Source organism: Pseudomonas shahriarae (genome assembly GCF_014268455.2).
GTDB classification, from domain to species: domain Bacteria; phylum Pseudomonadota; class Gammaproteobacteria; order Pseudomonadales; family Pseudomonadaceae; genus Aquipseudomonas; species Aquipseudomonas shahriarae.
Genome location: NZ_CP077085.1, coordinates 4,349,226 through 4,364,590, shown reverse-complemented (window position 1 = coordinate 4,364,590; position 15,365 = coordinate 4,349,226). Strand labels below are relative to the sequence as shown.

The 15,365-nt window shown below is 59.2% G+C and carries 16 protein-coding genes; 7 read left to right on the top strand and 9 right to left on the bottom strand.

Going from position 1 to position 15,365, the window contains the following annotated elements:
- Positions 1-93: 93 nt before the first annotated feature.
- Positions 94-951 carry a LysR family transcriptional regulator gene (locus HU773_RS19390; RefSeq protein WP_057960281.1) on the bottom strand — a complete coding sequence of 286 codons (858 nt, stop codon included), beginning with the start codon at positions 949-951 and terminating at the stop codon, positions 94-96.
- Positions 952-1,073: 122 nt separating this feature from the next.
- On the opposite strand from HU773_RS19390, the gene HU773_RS19385 reads away from it, so the two are divergent.
- Genes HU773_RS19385 through HU773_RS19375 form a run of 3 tightly spaced genes read left to right on the top strand, consistent with a single transcriptional unit; the run spans position 1,074 to position 3,981 of the window.
- Positions 1,074-2,069, top strand: a complete 996-nt coding sequence (locus HU773_RS19385) for a hypothetical protein (protein WP_057960280.1) — start codon at positions 1,074-1,076, stop codon at positions 2,067-2,069.
- 12 nt (positions 2,070-2,081) lie between these two features.
- On the top strand, positions 2,082-3,071 hold the full coding sequence (locus HU773_RS19380) for a 2OG-Fe(II) oxygenase family protein (RefSeq protein ID WP_186626194.1): 990 nt from the start codon (positions 2,082-2,084) through the stop codon (positions 3,069-3,071).
- Positions 3,061-3,981, top strand: a complete 921-nt coding sequence (locus HU773_RS19375; RefSeq protein ID WP_057960364.1) for a DMT family transporter — start codon at positions 3,061-3,063, stop codon at positions 3,979-3,981. The genes HU773_RS19380 and HU773_RS19375 overlap by 11 nt, the downstream gene beginning before the upstream one ends.
- Positions 3,982-4,013: 32 nt before the next feature.
- On the opposite strand, the gene HU773_RS19370 is transcribed toward HU773_RS19375, so the two are convergent.
- From HU773_RS19370 to ppnN, 4 genes are all read right to left on the bottom strand, one after another.
- The gene (locus HU773_RS19370) at positions 4,014-4,388 is read right to left on the bottom strand and encodes a hypothetical protein (protein WP_057960278.1); all 375 of its coding nucleotides are present in this window, start codon (positions 4,386-4,388) and stop codon (positions 4,014-4,016) included.
- Positions 4,389-4,459: 71 nt separating this feature from the next.
- Positions 4,460-4,855 (bottom strand): type II toxin-antitoxin system VapC family toxin, encoded by a 396-nt coding sequence (locus tag HU773_RS19365; RefSeq protein ID WP_057960277.1) that lies wholly within the window; start codon positions 4,853-4,855, stop codon positions 4,460-4,462.
- Complete coding sequence (locus tag HU773_RS19360; protein WP_057960276.1) at positions 4,852-5,109, bottom strand: AbrB/MazE/SpoVT family DNA-binding domain-containing protein; 258 nt, start codon at positions 5,107-5,109, stop codon at positions 4,852-4,854. Before HU773_RS19360 ends, HU773_RS19365 begins: the two co-directional genes overlap by 4 nt.
- A 176-nt stretch (positions 5,110-5,285) precedes the next feature.
- Entirely contained in the window at positions 5,286-6,659 is a 1,374-nt protein-coding gene (gene ppnN, locus HU773_RS19355; RefSeq protein ID WP_057960275.1) for a nucleotide 5'-monophosphate nucleosidase PpnN, read from the bottom strand.
- 328 nt (positions 6,660-6,987) lie between these two features.
- Between ppnN and fabV the strand changes: the two genes are divergently transcribed.
- Together fabV and HU773_RS19345 are read left to right on the top strand one after the other, a co-directional pair.
- On the top strand, positions 6,988-8,181 hold the full coding sequence (fabV, locus tag HU773_RS19350) for an enoyl-ACP reductase FabV (protein ID WP_029293964.1): 1,194 nt from the start codon (positions 6,988-6,990) through the stop codon (positions 8,179-8,181).
- Between the two features lie 186 nt (positions 8,182-8,367).
- Positions 8,368-8,991 (top strand): HAD family hydrolase, encoded by a 624-nt coding sequence (locus HU773_RS19345; protein ID WP_186626193.1) that lies wholly within the window; start codon positions 8,368-8,370, stop codon positions 8,989-8,991.
- On the opposite strand, the gene HU773_RS19340 is transcribed toward HU773_RS19345, so the two are convergent.
- Positions 8,988-9,893, bottom strand: a complete 906-nt coding sequence (locus tag HU773_RS19340; RefSeq protein ID WP_186626192.1) for a LysR family transcriptional regulator — start codon at positions 9,891-9,893, stop codon at positions 8,988-8,990. The genes HU773_RS19345 and HU773_RS19340 overlap by 4 nt on opposite strands.
- Before the next feature lie 98 nt (positions 9,894-9,991).
- Between HU773_RS19340 and HU773_RS19335 the strand changes: the two genes are divergently transcribed.
- The gene (locus tag HU773_RS19335) at positions 9,992-11,158 is read left to right on the top strand and encodes an aspartate aminotransferase family protein (RefSeq protein ID WP_186626198.1); all 1,167 of its coding nucleotides are present in this window, start codon (positions 9,992-9,994) and stop codon (positions 11,156-11,158) included.
- Here the strand turns inward: HU773_RS19335 and punR are convergent.
- Positions 11,150-12,067, bottom strand: coding sequence for a DNA-binding transcriptional activator PunR (gene punR / locus HU773_RS19330; RefSeq protein ID WP_057438557.1), 918 nt, complete (start codon positions 12,065-12,067; stop codon positions 11,150-11,152). The genes HU773_RS19335 and punR overlap by 9 nt on opposite strands.
- A 122-nt stretch (positions 12,068-12,189) precedes the next feature.
- Between punR and punC the strand changes: the two genes are divergently transcribed.
- Entirely contained in the window at positions 12,190-13,374 is a 1,185-nt protein-coding gene (gene punC, locus HU773_RS19325) for a purine nucleoside transporter PunC (protein WP_115128661.1), read from the top strand.
- A gap of 1 nt (position 13,375) precedes the next feature.
- On the opposite strand, the gene HU773_RS19320 is transcribed toward punC, so the two are convergent.
- Together HU773_RS19320 and HU773_RS19315 are read right to left on the bottom strand one after the other, a co-directional pair.
- Positions 13,376-14,209, bottom strand: a complete 834-nt coding sequence (locus HU773_RS19320) for a nucleoside-binding protein (protein WP_186626191.1) — start codon at positions 14,207-14,209, stop codon at positions 13,376-13,378.
- Positions 14,210-14,352: 143 nt separating this feature from the next.
- Positions 14,353-15,303, bottom strand: a complete 951-nt coding sequence (locus tag HU773_RS19315; RefSeq protein ID WP_186626190.1) for a LysR family transcriptional regulator — start codon at positions 15,301-15,303, stop codon at positions 14,353-14,355.
- Positions 15,304-15,365: the final 62 nt, after the last annotated feature.

Below are 15,365 nucleotides of genomic sequence, written 5' to 3'. Positions count from 1 at the left end.
GACGCAGTCCTGAGACAGGATTGAATCGACAGTTAAAAACCCGCTGAACCGGTAACGGTCAGCGGGTTTTTTGATTGTGGCTATTCGGTCTGCTCAAAAGGGCCGAATACTGAACCCTTTTTTGATCTGCTCATGTAGGTGCAATGCCAGATGATTAGCGCTATCAGAAAGTAAATAAAGCTGATGCGGCGGCAGCCCAGGTAACTGTATTCCGGGGATGAGTTTGGTCAGCCCGGTGGTCATGCGCTCCTCCTCAATCATCCCGACCGCCAGCCCACACATGATGGCCGCCTCCACAGCCGTCGAGCTGGCACTCTCCAGCAGGACTCGGTAATAAACCCCATGCTCTTTCAGGGCCTGTAAGGCCGATGCCCGGTATGGGCACCCGGTCAGCTGCACTGCAATGGGCAGCGGTGCCTGCTCGGATCTCTGGAAATTCTCGGCAACTACCCAGACGGGTTGGATCGTGCCGAGACGTTCACCCTGTTCCAGCGGTTGTGAGCTGACAATCAGTGCCAAGTCAATTTGTTCGCGACTGAACATTGTGAACAGCTCACCACTGGACCTGGCTTCCACCTCCAGTTCAAGCAGCGGATTGTCTGCAATCAGCAACGGTAGGAAGTCACGCATAAATGCCGGAGCGTATGAGTCAGGCAAGCCCAGGCGGATTTTGCCCTGCATGCGTTGTGGCGTGAGTGATGCGAGCAGGCGGTCATGGCTTTTCAGAAAGTCAGTGGTTTCACTCAGCAACTTCTTGCCATACATCGTGAGTTCGACGCCCTGGTTGTTGCGGCTGAACAACCGTTGACCCACCAGTTGCTCCAGCTTGTGGATTTGAGTGGTGACAGTCGATGCACTGCGATGGACATGGTTGGCTGCTTCATTGAAACGCCGAAAGCGGGCAACCGCATGAAAGGTGCGTAGAAGGTCGATGTTCAGTTGTTTGTTCATGATTCCTCTTTTGAGGATTAGTGGTGCGGATTATTCAAATATACAAAATCATGACCCCACTTTAGTCTTTTGGTCAAACAAGAGCGCACCTGCATACCTAATAAGAAAGAGTTGGAGCGTATATGGATATCAACACGCTGGTTGTAGCGTCCTTGCAGAACAATCATGACCTGGAAGGAAGAATCTGGACTATTGAAAACGCTGAGAAATATTCGACCTTGTCTGAGCATCGGACGGAGCTTTCGCAGCAAGTCAGCGCAGAAATACTAGCGCTGATGACCGCCTTGAATAGCCAGGGGATAAGCGACGAAGGCGTATGCGCCGCGCCTTGCGGAACGGGCTCCCTGGGTGACCTGCTGCAATCAGTCGCTGGAGATCTGGTCGATCTCCTGGGGCAGGGCAGCGTTCATTACGTCGAACTGGGTCCAGAACCAGTGAAAACATCCGCCCTGATGGGGTATTTGCTTGAGTGTGGCATTGAGCTTGAGTATTACACCGCGGTCGATATCAACTGTGCTTCGCAGGGCATCATGCGTCGTGCGATTGAGCCGATGCTGGCCACTCCTCAGGGGTTTTCCTATCTGGCCACTGATTTCCGGGACTTGTCCAGGCACCAGCTTGAACGCGGTCAGGATGTGACGCTAATTACAATGCTGGGCTTTCAAGAGGGCAATGAGTTGCCCGATACCGTAGGCGAGATCATCCGCCGGGTGGGCGGCATGCGAACGTACGTCTTGTCAGAAATGCAGTTGTCCACGGTTGAGGATGACGCTCATATCCATCGTTTTTATAACCACGATTGCATGATTCGGTTTTCTGATCTGATCGGGTTGAAACTGGGTTTGGAGAAAACGGATAGCCATCGGGTCATCATCTCCGAAATCGAGCACCACGATGAGCGCTACCGTGTAGCTGCAACGTTGTTGCCCGTCCATGACGGTCACGATGATGGCTATCTCTTGACGAATGTCTGCCTGAAATACACCCGCGAGCAATTCATCCGTGTGCGCCAGGAGTACGGCAGTTGCCGAGTAATTGGTGAGTATTGCAGCGGAGATGGCAGTGTTATGTATCAACTGTCCGAGTATTGCCTGGACCACGATTGCACTGACAGATAGAGGTGGATAGCCATGAGACGAGACGGTGACCTTCCGGTATTTGTACAGGGAGCAGGACGGCTGAAACTGGCGTTGCAGGCGTCGCTTTCTCCAGCATCGTTACGATGCAAGCATCCAGGGGCATTGCTCGATACCTTTAAGCATTGGAGTGACAGCTACTTACGCAACAGTGTTCCAGCATTCGGGCATCGCCAAAGTCTTGCCGAGCTTGGTTATGTGAACTCGCCGTTGGGCGTCGCTTCGGCTGAGCAACTAACAGCCGTGGCACAGGTTGCGGGACTATTCACCGAAGAGGGCGTCACGCAACTACGTCGAGCTTGTTATCAGTTGGAGGCGGGCTCTACCACCAGCGACTGGATTATTTCCAATCGCACCCGCGCCGCCACTGAGTCCTCGACCCTTATTCGGGAGATGATGGGTAGTCGCGCTTTTTTGTTGGCGGTGTCGCAGATTGCAGGTGTCCCTTTGGTGCCCCACCCATTTTTACGGGCGCGTTCACAGGTCAACTATTTCTACCCGCGCCAGGCCCCTGAGGATAAAGCCCAGATTGGCATGTGGCATACCGACGGCACCAGTTTCGTGTTGAATATCCTGCTATCGGACCCTGGTGAGTATGAAGGTGGAGAGTTCGTTTTTTTTGACCAGCGGAACGAGCTTTTTGATGTGAGTAACCTGGATGGACACGTATGTACCAGCGTAGTCAGGGCCAGTGGCGATGCGGTCTACCTTTACGGTAGCCGTGTGTTTCATGGTGTTCGCCCGGTCACGGCCGGCAGGCGTATGTCGTTGGTCCTTTCATTTCATTGTCCTTACAGCTCAGTCGATGTGAACAAGTTCTGGCACCTGGCATCCGACGACGGTGTACTGAGGACTATCCGGCCATGGTTCCAGCTTAGGCGCGACTTGGCATTGCCCGCTGACGAGCAATACCGTCGACTGGGCATTGAGCCTATTACCTTTACCGAACTGGCGATATCCAGGGGTAATAATGATGTCGCCTAAGAGCACGACTTTGGGAACGCTGAAGTTACTGTTATTGCAGATAGTGTTTGTCTTGTCCTGGAGCTCCGGTTTTATTGGAGCGAAGATGGGGGCCGAGGATGCGGGAGCGTTCAACTTGCTGTTCTGGCGTTTTTTGCTGGTCTCAGTCTGTCTGGCGCTGTTTTTGAATATCGCGCTGCTGAAGGTTTCCTGGGAGCAAATTCGCCACCATGCGGTGATCGGTTTTTTGTCGCAGTTTCTCTATTTGAGTTGTGTCTATGTGGCGATCCAAAATGGTTTGCCGCCAGGTATTGCGGCGATCATCGCTGCGCTTCAGCCGCTGATGACCGCTGCACTTTCATCGGGCAGTACGACAGAGCGCAGCGGAGCGTGGCAATGGCTGGGTTTGCTGGTTGGTTTTTGCGGGGTGTCGATTGTGATCGCGGGGCAGTACCGCAATAGTGCTGCCGAGCTCGGACTGGGTATGTATTTACTGCCGCTTGTCTCTGCACTGGGGCTGACGATGGCGACGTTATATGAACGGCGCTCAACGCTTAGACAAACTCATCGCAGCCCCTTGAGCCTGTCACTGTTTATCCAGTCGCTGATTACCTTGATGGGCTTCACTGCGGCCGTGCTCTACACCGATACGTTCAGCATTCCCCGGGACAGCGCCGTACTGGTCTCGATCGTTTGGCTGACGGTGTTTTCTACGTTTGTCGCGTATCTGAGCCTCTGGATGTTGTTACGGGTCATGACCGCTACCCACGTCGCAGCGCTGGTGTATCTGGAACCCCCCGTGACGTTGGTCTGGGCGGCAGTCATGTTTGGCGATGTGATTTATACGTCGACGTATGTGGGAATTGCGGTGGTGGTGGTTGGGCTGATTCTGGTCCGTTTGAAGAGGCAGGCGATGGTGCGTGCGTCGTAAACATCATGCCCCGGTCGCTTGGATAGGGTTCTTCAGGTCGGCTTTTTGGTTCCCAGTAGCCGCACTTCCTTGAGCAACGCCGCGCCCAATTGCTCCGTTCCCAGTTCCTTGTACCCAACCGCCTTGATCTCACCGTTCTCTTCCGCCTGGATGATGATCACCGGCGTTTCCTTGCCTGTGCCCGCTTCGACGTGCATGGCGTATTGGGGGATTTCCAGCTTGATGGGCGTGCCTGCCGCCTTGCCTTTCACATTGATCAGAAACGCCGCACAGCCATTGTCGACATCGTCGTTGGTGGCAGAACGGCCGCTGACGAAACAGGTCTCTGGAAGGTCCGGCCAGGCGATGGTTTCTGCCAGGGCGAGGGTGGGTGTCAGGAGCAGGGCTGCGAGCAGAAGCGTGCGCACGTTGGGCGGTCTCTCAAGGGCAGTGGAATACAGGTTTTACCAAAGCAGGTCCGTTGCAGCAACGCCAGGATTCAGCCCAGGCGACGCATGCCGACGGCTTTCGCGGCATCGATATCAAAGGTGGCGGTGTATTCGCACCCGGCAGCGTGGGCACAGCGTTCGATCAAACAGTCGGCGAAGTCAGCCTTGGTCGTGGTAAATCGGCGCACGGCCTGCCAGATGAGTTCGGCATCTTCGATGATCAGTTCACGGGTGCGCAGCAGGGTTTCCAGAACCGCCACCAGTTGCGTCTTGGTGCATTGGTAGCAGCTCTGTAATACCCATACCAGCTCCACGACCGAGACCAGGCTGACGAAGCCCGGTGAAACAACGGTCAGGGATTCGATCAGGTTCGAGGCCTTGGCCGATTGAACCGGATCGTCCTGAGTGACATAGCGCACCAGCACATTGGTATCCAGGCCAATCATCCCGCTTTCGCTCCCTGCGCGGCGATGGCCTGGTTCATTTGTTCAATGCTGGCGGCCTTGGCGGGCTTGCGGATCAGGCCCTTGAGGTCCTGGATGCTGTGGTTGGCAGCGATAATGGCAAACTTGCCATCTTCCATTTCGACAAACTCCACCCGGTCTCCGGTGTCCAGGCCCAACGCGCTGCGGACTTGAACGGGGATGGTGATTTGCCCTTTTGAGGTGAGTGTGGCGGTGGCCATAATGAAGATCTCCATCGGGATATTCCTTACCTTAGGGTAAGGAATAATGGAGGACAAGATCCGTTGGTCCATAGGTCGCTCTGCTGGTAGGTGTCGGTGGTCGGAATAGATAAAACCCTAGTCCGCTTTCGCTCCCTCGACACCCCTCAGATGGCTCTAAAGCAATACAACCTATGACCTGGCAATCTGCCTTATTGCACCACGCGATAGCACGGCACATACGCCGCGCCGCCAGGCAGTTTCATCCGGTGTTGCTCCACAAACGCCTTCAACAGCTCATCCAGCGGCTTCATGATGGTCGGGTCGCCGTGGATCTCGTACGGGCCGTTCTGTTCGATCATGCGGATGCCCTTGTCCTTGACGTTACCCGCCACGATCCCCGAGAACGCCCGGCGCAGGTTGGCCGCCAGTTCATGGGGCGGCAGGGCATGGTTCAACTGCAGGCTGGCCATGTTGGCATGGGTCGGGTCGAACGGACGCTGGAAGCCTTCGTCGATCTTCAGCAGCCAGTTGAAGTGGAAGGCGTCGTTGCGCTCGCGGCGGAACTGTTTGACGTCCTTCAGGCCCGCGGTCATCTGCCGGGCGACTTCGGCGGGGTCATCAATAATGATCTGGTAGTGGGCCTGGGCCGCTTCCCCCAGGGTCGCGCCGACAAACGCATGCAGCTGTTGCAGGTACGGCGCTGCCTGTTTGGGCCCGGTGAGGATGACCGGGAAGGGCACGTCCCGGTTGTCCGGGTGCATCAGGATGCCCAGCAGGTACAGGAACTCTTCAGCCGTACCGGCGCCGCCGGGGAAGATGATGATGCCGTGCCCGACACGCACGAAGGCTTCCAGGCGTTTTTCGATATCCGGCAGGATCACCAGTTCGTTGACGATCGGGTTTGGCGCTTCGGCGGCGATGATGCCCGGCTCGGTGAGGCCCAGGTAGCGCCCGCCGGTGATGCGTTGCTTGGCGTGGGAAATGGTCGCGCCCTTCATCGGGCCTTTCATCACGCCCGGGCCGCAACCGGTGCACACGTCGAGGCTGCGCAGGCCCAGTTCGTGCCCGACTTTCTTGGTGTATTTGTATTCTTCGGTATTGATCGAGTGCCCGCCCCAGCACACCACGATCTTCGGCTCGACACCCGGGCGCAAGGTACGCGCGTTGCGCAACAGGTGGAACACGTAGTCGGTGATGCCCTGGGAGGTGCTCAGGTCGATGCGTTGGCTATCGAGTTCGTTTTCGGTGTAGACAATGTCGCGCAGGGCGCTGAACAGCATTTCCCGGGTGCTGGCGATCATTTCGCCATCTACGAACGCGTCGGCTGGCGCGTTCAACAGCTCCAGGCGCACGCCGCGATCCTGTTGATGGATGCGGACTTCGAAGTCCTTGTAGGCGTCGAGGATGGTCTTGGCGTTGTCGATATGGGCGCCGGTATTGAGGATGGCCAGGGCGCACTGGCGGAAAAGCGTATAGATGCTGCCGGAGCCGGCTTCGCTCAGTTGCTGGACTTCACGTTGTGACAGCGTTTCGAGACTGCCCTTGGGGCTGACGGAGGCATTGATGACTTGGCGTTGAGGCATTCTTATTCCCTGAAAGCGCAGCCACCGGGCGATGGACAGCCAGTGGCTTGAGGATGACGAGCGCCGAATACGGTCGCACAGGACGGGCATTTTCCCTGCCCTGAAGGCAGGACGCAAACTCTGTCCTGCCTCATCATGCCGCAGAACTTGCTGAATTCGCGCCCTTGTCGGAAAAATATAGTGCCTTTGGCCGGTGTGGATTGGATTTTGCGAACAGAAGAATTGCGACTATCGTGACGCTTCGGTTTTTCGGACGTCATAGACCAGTACGATTGACGCCGTAATGGTCACCATTGGCCATCGGCACCTTGGAAGAGGCAGAAATTTTATGATCATCAAACCGCGGGTTCGTGGCTTTATCTGTGTGACCGCCCACCCTGTTGGCTGCGAAGCGAACGTCAAAGAGCAGATCGACTATGTGACCGAACACGGTGCCATCGAAGGCGGCCCGAAGAAAGTCCTGGTGCTCGGTGCGTCCACCGGTTACGGCCTGGCTGCGCGTATCAGTGCCGCGTTTGGTTGTGGCGCCGACACCCTTGGGGTGTTTTTTGAAAAAGAAGGCGAAGAAGGCAAGCTCAGCTCTGCCGGCTGGTACAACAGCGCCGCTTTCCACAAGTTTGCCGCCGAAAAAGGCCTGTACGCCAAGAGCATCAATGGCGATGCGTTCTCTGACGAGATCAAGCGCCTGACCATCGAAACCATCAAGAAAGACCTTGGCAAGATCGACCTGGTGGTCTACAGCCTGGCCGCGCCGCGCCGTACTGATCCGCAGGGCGTGGTGCACAACTCCACCCTCAAGCCGATCGGCAAGGCTGTGACCCTGCGCGGGATCAACACCGACAAGGGCGTTGTGGTCGACACCACGCTGGAGCCGGCGACCCAGGAAGAAATCGACGGCACCGTCAAAGTGATGGGCGGCGAAGACTGGCAGCTGTGGATCGACGCCCTGCGTGACGCCGACGTGCTGGCCGAAGGCGCCAAGACCACCGCGTTCACCTACCTGGGCGAAAAACTGACCCAGGATATCTACTGGAACGGCTCCATCGGCGAGGCCAAGAAAGACCTCGACAAGAAAGTCCTGACCCTGCGCGACAACCTCGCCGCACTCAAGGGCGATGCCCGCGTCTCGGTGCTCAAGGCCGTGGTTACCCAGGCCAGCTCGGCGATCCCGATCATGCCGTTGTATCTGTCGCTGCTGTTCAAGGTGATGAAAGAGCAGGGCACCCACGAAGGCTGCATCGAGCAGGTCTATGGTCTGTTCAAGGACAGCCTGTACGGCAGCGAGCCGAAGCTTGACGCCGATGGCCGCCTGCGTGCCGACCTGGCGGAGCTGGAGCCGAAAGTCCAGGACGCCGTGGCGGCGCTGTGGAACCAGGTGACCGATGACAACGTCAACGAAATCAGCGATTTTGCCGGCTACAAGGCAGAGTTCCTGCGCCTGTTCGGTTTCGAGATTGATGGCGTGGATTACGACGCGGACGTCAATCCGACCGTGAAGATTGAAGGTCTGGTTCAGGCTTAAGCTCTAACAAACTAAGCGAAACCCTTGTGGGAGCTGTCGAGCCCCGGCGAGGCTGCGATAGCGGTGGTTCAGGCAACATAATGTTGCAGTGCCGCCGCTATCGCAGCCTCGCCGGGACTCGACAGCTCCCACATTTGCTTCATGCTGGGTGTTCCAGTGACCACACTCGGCTAACGGAGGATCTTCATGACGATTCGTGCAGTAGTTTTTGATTTCGGCGGTGTCCTGTTTGATTGGAGCCCGCAGCATCTGTACCGCAAACTGATTACCGGTGACGAGGAGCGCCAATGGTTCCTCGAGAACATCTGTACCCAGGCCTGGAACACCGAACAGGACGCTGGGCGCACCTTGGCTGAAGCCACCCACAGCCTGATCGCCGAACACCCGCAACATGAGGCCCTGATCCGGGCCTACTACGACCGCTGGCATGAAATGCTGCGCGGCCCGCTCGCCGACGGCGTAGCGATTCTTGAAGACCTGCATGAGGCCAAAGTGCCGCTGTTCGGCTTGACCAACTGGTCCGCTGAAACCTTCCCCTATGCTCGCGCCAACTACCCCTTCCTGAAGTACTTTCGCAATATCGTGGTGTCCGGCGAGGTAAAGCTGATCAAGCCCGACCCTGCGATCTACCGCGCCAGCCTTGAGCAGGTGCGCGCCCATTTGCCGGAAATCCGCCCCGAAGAACTGGTGTTTATCGACGATGTGGCTGAAAACGCCCACGCTGCCAGTGCTGTGGGCTGGCGGGGTATTCATCATGTATCACCCGAGCAGACTCGCGGTGAGCTGAAGGCCCTGGGGGTGAATTTCTAACGCGCCCATTGTTCGATCACGAAGTCGACGAAGGCCCGCAGCTTGGGCAGGCGGTAGCGGTCCTGTGCATAAAGAAGGTGCATGGAGCGCGAAGGTGACTGATAGCTTGGCAGTAGCGCCACCAGTCGGCCCGCCAGCAGGTCGGCGGCCACCAGGGCGTCGGGTAGCATCACGATGCCCATGCCTTCGACGGCCGCGCGCTGCAGGGCCTGGGAGCTGTTGATGGTCATGGGCCCGGACACGGCGACTTCGACTTCACCCTCGGCCCCCCGTAGGCGCCAGAGCTTGTCGGCGTTGCGCCAGTCATCGGTCGATGGGTAGGCGAACGCCAGGCAGTCGTGGTTCTGCAAGTCCATGGGTTGCTGGGGTGTACCCCGGCGCGCCAGATAATCCGGCGATGCGCACAGGGTCATGGTGTAGTCCTGCAAGGGCCGGGCGATCAGGCTTGAAGGTTGCAGCTCACCCAGGCGGATCGCGACGTCGAAGCCACTGTCGATCAGGTCCATCGTTTGATTGCTCAACACCACGTACAGCTGGATCAGCGGGTAGCGGCGGGAAAACTCACTGAGCGCCGGTGCCAGGCGCTCGGCCCCGAACGCGGGCGGTGCGGTGATGCGCAGCAACCCTTGGGGCGCCTCGCGGTGGACCTGTTCCGCCAATTGCTCGGAGTTGGCCACCAGCCCCAGGACTTCCAGGCAGCGCTGGTAATACAGGCCACCGAACTCGGTCAGGCTTTGCTTGCGGGTCGTGCGCTTGAGCAGGCTGACGCCGAGGCGTTGTTCCAGGGCGCGCAAGTGGTTGCCGACCATGGTCGTAGACAGGCCGCAGACCTGGGCCGCTGCGGTCATGCTGCCGGTTTCTACCACTTTGACGTAGACGCTCATTGCCTGGAACAAGTCCATTATCAAGTCCTGATTTAAAGTCATTGCAGGTATGCGCAGTTTATCCAGCTTGAGTGGCTAACGATACTAAGGCCATGACCTTGATGGAGCCCGATGCCATGACCGCCGCTTGCCTGATGACCACCTATCAACCCCTGGCCCTGAGCTTTGCCCGTGGCTTGGGCACCCGCCTGTGGGACCAGCAAGGCCGTGAATACCTTGACGCGGTGGCCGGGGTTGCCGTGACCAATGTCGGTCACTCCCACCCGCGGCTGGTGACGGCAATCAGCGAGCAAGCCGGGTTGCTGTTGCATACCTCCAACTTGTACGGCATCGACTGGCAGCAAAGGCTGGCCCAACGTTTGGCCCGGCTATCCGGCCTGGATCAGGCGTTTTTCAACAATTCTGGCGCCGAGGCCAATGAAACCGCGTTGAAACTGGCGCGCCTGCACGGTTGGAAAAAAGGCATCGAGCAGCCGCTGGTGGTGGTCATGGAGAACGCCTTCCACGGCCGCACCCTGGGCACCATGGCCGCCAGTGACGGGCCATCGGTGCGCCTGGGGTTCCAGCGTTTGCCGGGGGATTTCATCAAGGTCGGCTTTGGCGACCTGACGGCATTGGACACGGTGACCCGTGAGTTTGGCGCCCGGATAGTCGCGGTATTGCTGGAGCCGATCCAGGGTGAAAGTGGCGTGCAACCGGCCCCGCCGGGCTATCTGAAAGCCTTGCGCGCCCACTGCAGCCAGCGCGGTTGGTTATTGATGCTCGATGAGATCCAGACCGGCATTGGCCGTACCGGCACCTGGTTTGCCTTCCAGCAGGAGGGGATTGTCCCGGACGTCATGACCCTCGCCAAAGGCTTGGGCAACGGCATTCCGATTGGCGCCTGCCTGGCCCGAACCTCGGTGGCCAAGCTCTTCACCCCAGGCAGCCATGGCAGCACCTTTGGCGGTAACCCGCTGGCGTGCCGGGTGGGCTGCACGGTGCTGGATATCATCGAGGAACAAGGTTTGCTGGAGAACGCCGCACGCCAGGGCGAGCGGCTGCTGGCGCGGCTGCGAGTGGAATTGAGTGAGCATCCGCAGGTGCTGGCGATCCGTGGTCGTGGCCTGATGATCGGCATTGAACTGGCCACGCCGCAGCGCGACCTGGCCGCACGGGCCGCCCGCGAGCAGGGGGTGTTGCTCAACGTTACGCGGGGCAAGGTCATTCGCCTGCTGCCGCCCCTGACCCTGGACAGCAAGGAAGTGGAGATGATTGTGCGGGCCATCGCTCGGTTACTGTGAAGCGGGTCCGTTCAGCCACTCCTGGTTCAGCGTCTGGCTATCCCCCAGGTAGTCCAGGAGCCAGGCCATGGCGGGTGACAGTTTGTTCTGCGCCCAGGCCACGCAGGATGGGCTGGCCGGGAAGGGCCGGGACAGTTGCAGGGCCGCCAGTTCACCGCTGTCGATCAATGGCTGCACCAGGTGCGCCGGCACCATGCCGACGCACAACCCGTCCTGCAGGCAATCCATGGCCGATGCCCAGTTGGGGACCACCAGGCGCCGCTGGTTATCCAGGGTCCAGGTGTCGCGCTTGGGCAGGTTGCGCGAAGTGTCGGTCATGCACAGCGACGCAAAGGGTCGCAGTTGATCGTCACTGAGCAAACCGTCGAGCTGGGCCAGCGGATGCCGGGCGCTGACCACGCACAGCCAGTTCAATAGCCCCATATCGCGAAACGTGAAGTGGCTGGCCACCGGCACCGCGCTGGTGGCGCCGATCACGATATCGGTGCGCTCGTCCGCCAGGGCGTCCCACACCCCGTTGTACACCTCGTACTCCAGCAGCAGCTCCACTTCCGGGAACTGGCGATAGAAGTCCAGCACCAGTTGCCGGCAACGCTGCTGTTTGACGATGGAGTCCACCGCCACCTTCAGCTGGCCGCTCCAGCCATTGGCCACCTGCTGGCACAGCCGGCGGGTACCGAGCATGGTTTTCATCACGCCACGGGCTTCGTCGATAAACAGGCGACCGGCGGGAGTCAGTTCTACATCGCGGTGGCGGCGGATAAACAGCGGCACTGCCAGCCATTCCTCGATTTGCCGCACGGTGTAGCTGATGGCCGAGGGTACGCGGTGCAGTTCCTGGGCGGCAGCGCTGAAGCTACCGTGACGGGCCACGGCATCCACCACATCCAGGGAGTATTCGGACCACATGGGGGTTGCCTTCAAAAATATTGATAAGAGCGTCCAATTATTATCGCTTCACAGGGCAACTGCCAGCTTCATAATAGGTGCCAGTCAGCAAATTGTTTGATGGCAGTACTTACAAGGCTTCAATGAAAAACTCTTTTGGTTTTACCTGGTACCTGGCGGGGCTGAGCATGCTCGGCTATCTGGCCATGGATATGTACTTGCCCGCGTTCGGCGCCATGGGCGAACACCTGCAAATTTCCCCCGGTGCGGTGGGGGCCAGCTTGAGTATCTTCCTCGCCGGTTTTGCCGTGGGGCAACTGCTCTGGGGGCCGCTGTCGGACCGCCTGGGGCGCAAGCCGATCCTGCTGGCCGGCCTGAGCCTGTTTGTGCTCGGCTGCCTGGGGATGTTTTGGGTCGAGACCGCGCCGCAACTGCTGGCGTTGCGTTTTGTACAGTCGATTGGGGTGTGCAGCGCCGCAGTCAGTTGGCAGGCGCTGGTGATTGACCGGTACCCGGCCGACAAGGCGCACCGAGTGTTTGCCAGTATCATGCCGCTAATGTCCCTGTCACCGGCTCTGGCACCGTTGTTGGGGGCGGTGGTGTTGAATCACTGGGGCTGGCAGGCGATCTTTGCCGTGTTGCTGGTCGTCTCGCTGTTACTGCTGTTGCCGACTCTGTTCCTCAAACCGATGCCCAAGCGCCTGGCCACTGATGGCGAACAGTCGCGGCTGGGTTACGGGCAATTGTTCAAGTCGCGGGTGTTTACCGGCAATGTGATGATCTTCGCCGCGTGCTCCGCCAGCTTCTTCGCCTGGCTCACCGCCTCGCCGTTTATTCTCGGTGGCATGGGCTACAGCCCCAATGACATCGGCCTGAGTTATGTGCTGCCGACCCTGGCGTTTCTGGTCGGCGGCTACAGCTGCCGCAGTGCCCTGCAACGGTTCCAGGGCAAACTCCTGTTGCCGTGGTTGCTGGTGGCCTATTGCGTGAGCATGGTGGCGTTGTATCTGGTCGCGACCTTGACGGTGCCGACGTTGACCACCTTGCTGATTCCGTTCTGCCTGATGGCCCTGGTCAACGGCGCCAGCTATCCGATTGTGGTGGCGAATGCGCTGATGCCGTTTTCGGAAAACTCCGGCAAGGCCGCCGCCCTGCAAAACACCCTGCAACTGGGCTTGTGCTTTGTCGCCAGCCTGCTGGTGTCATCCTTGCTGGAGCAGCCGTTGCTGGTCACGGTGATCGTGATGCTGGCGACCGCGCCGCTGGCGGTGCTGGGTTACTGGCTGGCGCGGACCAAGGCGGATGAGTCGCAGATGGCGCCGGCCTAGCCTAGAAGGTCACTTCCATATTCAATGTCGGTGTCGAGGTGCGGCTGCCACGGCCGCCATCGACCCCGAACTTGTTATGCCAGTATTCGTAGCCTACCCCCAGGTACAGGTTGGGCTTGACGCTTTTGCCCGGCCGTACCGCGACCATCAGCGCGGTGCGCATCAGGGTTTCTGCGGCGGTGTCGCGACTGTTGTAGTCATGGCCTTTGTCACCGACATGGTTGATAAAGCCCTGGAACTTCGCGCCATGGTTGCCGAGTTCGAATGGGCGCATCCAGGTCAGGTTGAGCATGTAGGTGTCGTCGAAGGTGTGGTTCGGATCCTTCGCACCGGGGATGCCGGAATGGTTGTTTTCCTTGTAGTACATCAGGCTCAGGTCCAGCACCCCGACCGTATTGAACTTCACGGTCGGCCCGAGCACCAGGGCGCGTTTTTTCGCGGATGCCAGGTTGTTGTTGCGGTTGGCATCGAACCCCAGGGTCAGCGCGTAATCCTTGATCAGCCCGGTGCCCAGCGGCCTGTCGAAGGCCCGTGACGCATACAGCTGATGGCGGTAGACCGCATACACCTCGCTGCCGCCGTGATCGGTGCCCTTGCGCGGGTCACGGCTGTCGGACAGGAAGACGTCGAGGTTGAGGAAGTTGCTGCCGTACTGGTAACCACTGGCATGGGTGAAGCTGTAGATGCGCTTGCTGAATTCGTCGGGGTTGTTCGGATTGGTGAACTGTTGTCCGTAGCGAAATCCTACGCTGTTGTTCATCCATTCCACCGCGACAGCCTCCCCGCCGCCGAGGAGTGTGAGTAATACGGTTGCGCCGTGCAGTGCCTTTTTCATTGTTTTAGTTCCTTTGGCGTTTGGCTCGTGGCAGCCGTGCAGGGGCCGCCGGGCGCAGTATCGACACAACCGCCGTGATGCTCAAAGAACAGAATATCGACTGGGCTGCTGCCGAATCGGCAGCACTGAAGCTGGCCTGCAGGTCAGGAAATACGCGGTGTACAGGGCAATTCTTCGCGTTCACGCAAAGCAATTTCCTCGCTGATCAGGTGGGCCATCGACTCGACCGCCGTGGGCAAATCCCGACCTTTGCGCGCATACAGCCCCAGGTCGCTGAACATCCCGCCCTGGTCGCTCAAGGGAATGTGCAGCAACTCACCCCTGGCCAAATCGGCCTCGATCCCGATGCGCGTCTGGAACGCCACCCCCAACTGCTGGCGCGCCAACTGCCGCGCCAGTTCCATGGAATTGCTTTGCAGCAAGGGCTTGTGCGCGGCCGACGAGCGCTTGTGCAGCGGGGCGATCAGGTGATGGATCGACAGCTCGCTGTTGGCCTGGATCACCCCGTGCTCGGCGCACAGGCTGTAGCTGACGCTGGCATGGGAAGCCAGTGGATGCCCCGGCGCTACCAATGCCCCGAGGCGGAAATGGCCGACACACAGTTGCGTGGTTTCCGCGCTGCGCGGCAGGGCGAAGGCCAGCCCCAGGTCTGCCTGGCCATTGATCACCGCCGCCGGAATGGATTGTGAGCCCTGCACGGTCACACCGATGGTCACCGCCGGGTAGCGCTGGCGCATGCGTTTGAGCACGGCGGGCAGCAACTCCACTGTCGCGCCTTCCACCGTGGCGATCTCTACATGCCCGGTCTGTACCTGGTTCAGGCCTTCCAGTTCGCCGCGCACCCGTTCCACATCCTGCAACACCAGGGTCACATGGCGGGTCAGGATTTCCCCGGCCGCAGTCAGGCGCAGCCCACCGGGCAGGCGCTCGAACAGGGCCGCGCCGACTTCGTCTTCGAGTTTGAGAATCTGCCGGTTCACTGCCGACGAGGCCACGTTCAGCCGGCGCGCGGCTTCGCGGATCGAATGGCAGCGGCGGACCATATCGAAGTAGCAAATGGCCGCAGAGTGGATACGCAGCGTGCGGTTGAGCATTTTTTTCAGGTCCTTGTGGGCACGGCTTGAGGCCTTTGGGCAGGGCGGCTGAATGGATTTTT

Coding starts and splice junctions, on each gene's coding strand:
- HU773_RS19340 (WP_186626192.1), bottom strand. CDS start 9,893: ATGGACTTGTTCCAGGCAATGAGCGTCTACGTCAAAGTGGTAGAAACC.
- fabV (WP_029293964.1), top strand. CDS start 6,988: ATGATCATCAAACCGCGGGTTCGTGGCTTTATCTGTGTGACCGCCCAC.
- HU773_RS19360 (WP_057960276.1), bottom strand. CDS start 5,109: ATGGAGATCTTCATTATGGCCACCGCCACACTCACCTCAAAAGGGCAA.
- HU773_RS19385 (WP_057960280.1), top strand. CDS start 1,074: ATGGATATCAACACGCTGGTTGTAGCGTCCTTGCAGAACAATCATGAC.
- HU773_RS19315 (WP_186626190.1), bottom strand. CDS start 15,303: ATGCTCAACCGCACGCTGCGTATCCACTCTGCGGCCATTTGCTACTTC.
- HU773_RS19390 (WP_057960281.1), bottom strand. CDS start 951: ATGAACAAACAACTGAACATCGACCTTCTACGCACCTTTCATGCGGTT.
- HU773_RS19380 (WP_186626194.1), top strand. CDS start 2,082: ATGAGACGAGACGGTGACCTTCCGGTATTTGTACAGGGAGCAGGACGG.
- HU773_RS19320 (WP_186626191.1), bottom strand. CDS start 14,209: ATGAAAAAGGCACTGCACGGCGCAACCGTATTACTCACACTCCTCGGC.
- ppnN (WP_057960275.1), bottom strand. CDS start 6,659: ATGCCTCAACGCCAAGTCATCAATGCCTCCGTCAGCCCCAAGGGCAGT.
- HU773_RS19375 (WP_057960364.1), top strand. CDS start 3,061: ATGTCGCCTAAGAGCACGACTTTGGGAACGCTGAAGTTACTGTTATTG.
- punC (WP_115128661.1), top strand. CDS start 12,190: ATGAAAAACTCTTTTGGTTTTACCTGGTACCTGGCGGGGCTGAGCATG.
- HU773_RS19345 (WP_186626193.1), top strand. CDS start 8,368: ATGACGATTCGTGCAGTAGTTTTTGATTTCGGCGGTGTCCTGTTTGAT.
- punR (WP_057438557.1), bottom strand. CDS start 12,067: ATGTGGTCCGAATACTCCCTGGATGTGGTGGATGCCGTGGCCCGTCAC.
- HU773_RS19365 (WP_057960277.1), bottom strand. CDS start 4,855: ATGATTGGCCTGGATACCAATGTGCTGGTGCGCTATGTCACTCAGGAC.
- HU773_RS19335 (WP_186626198.1), top strand. CDS start 9,992: ATGACCGCCGCTTGCCTGATGACCACCTATCAACCCCTGGCCCTGAGC.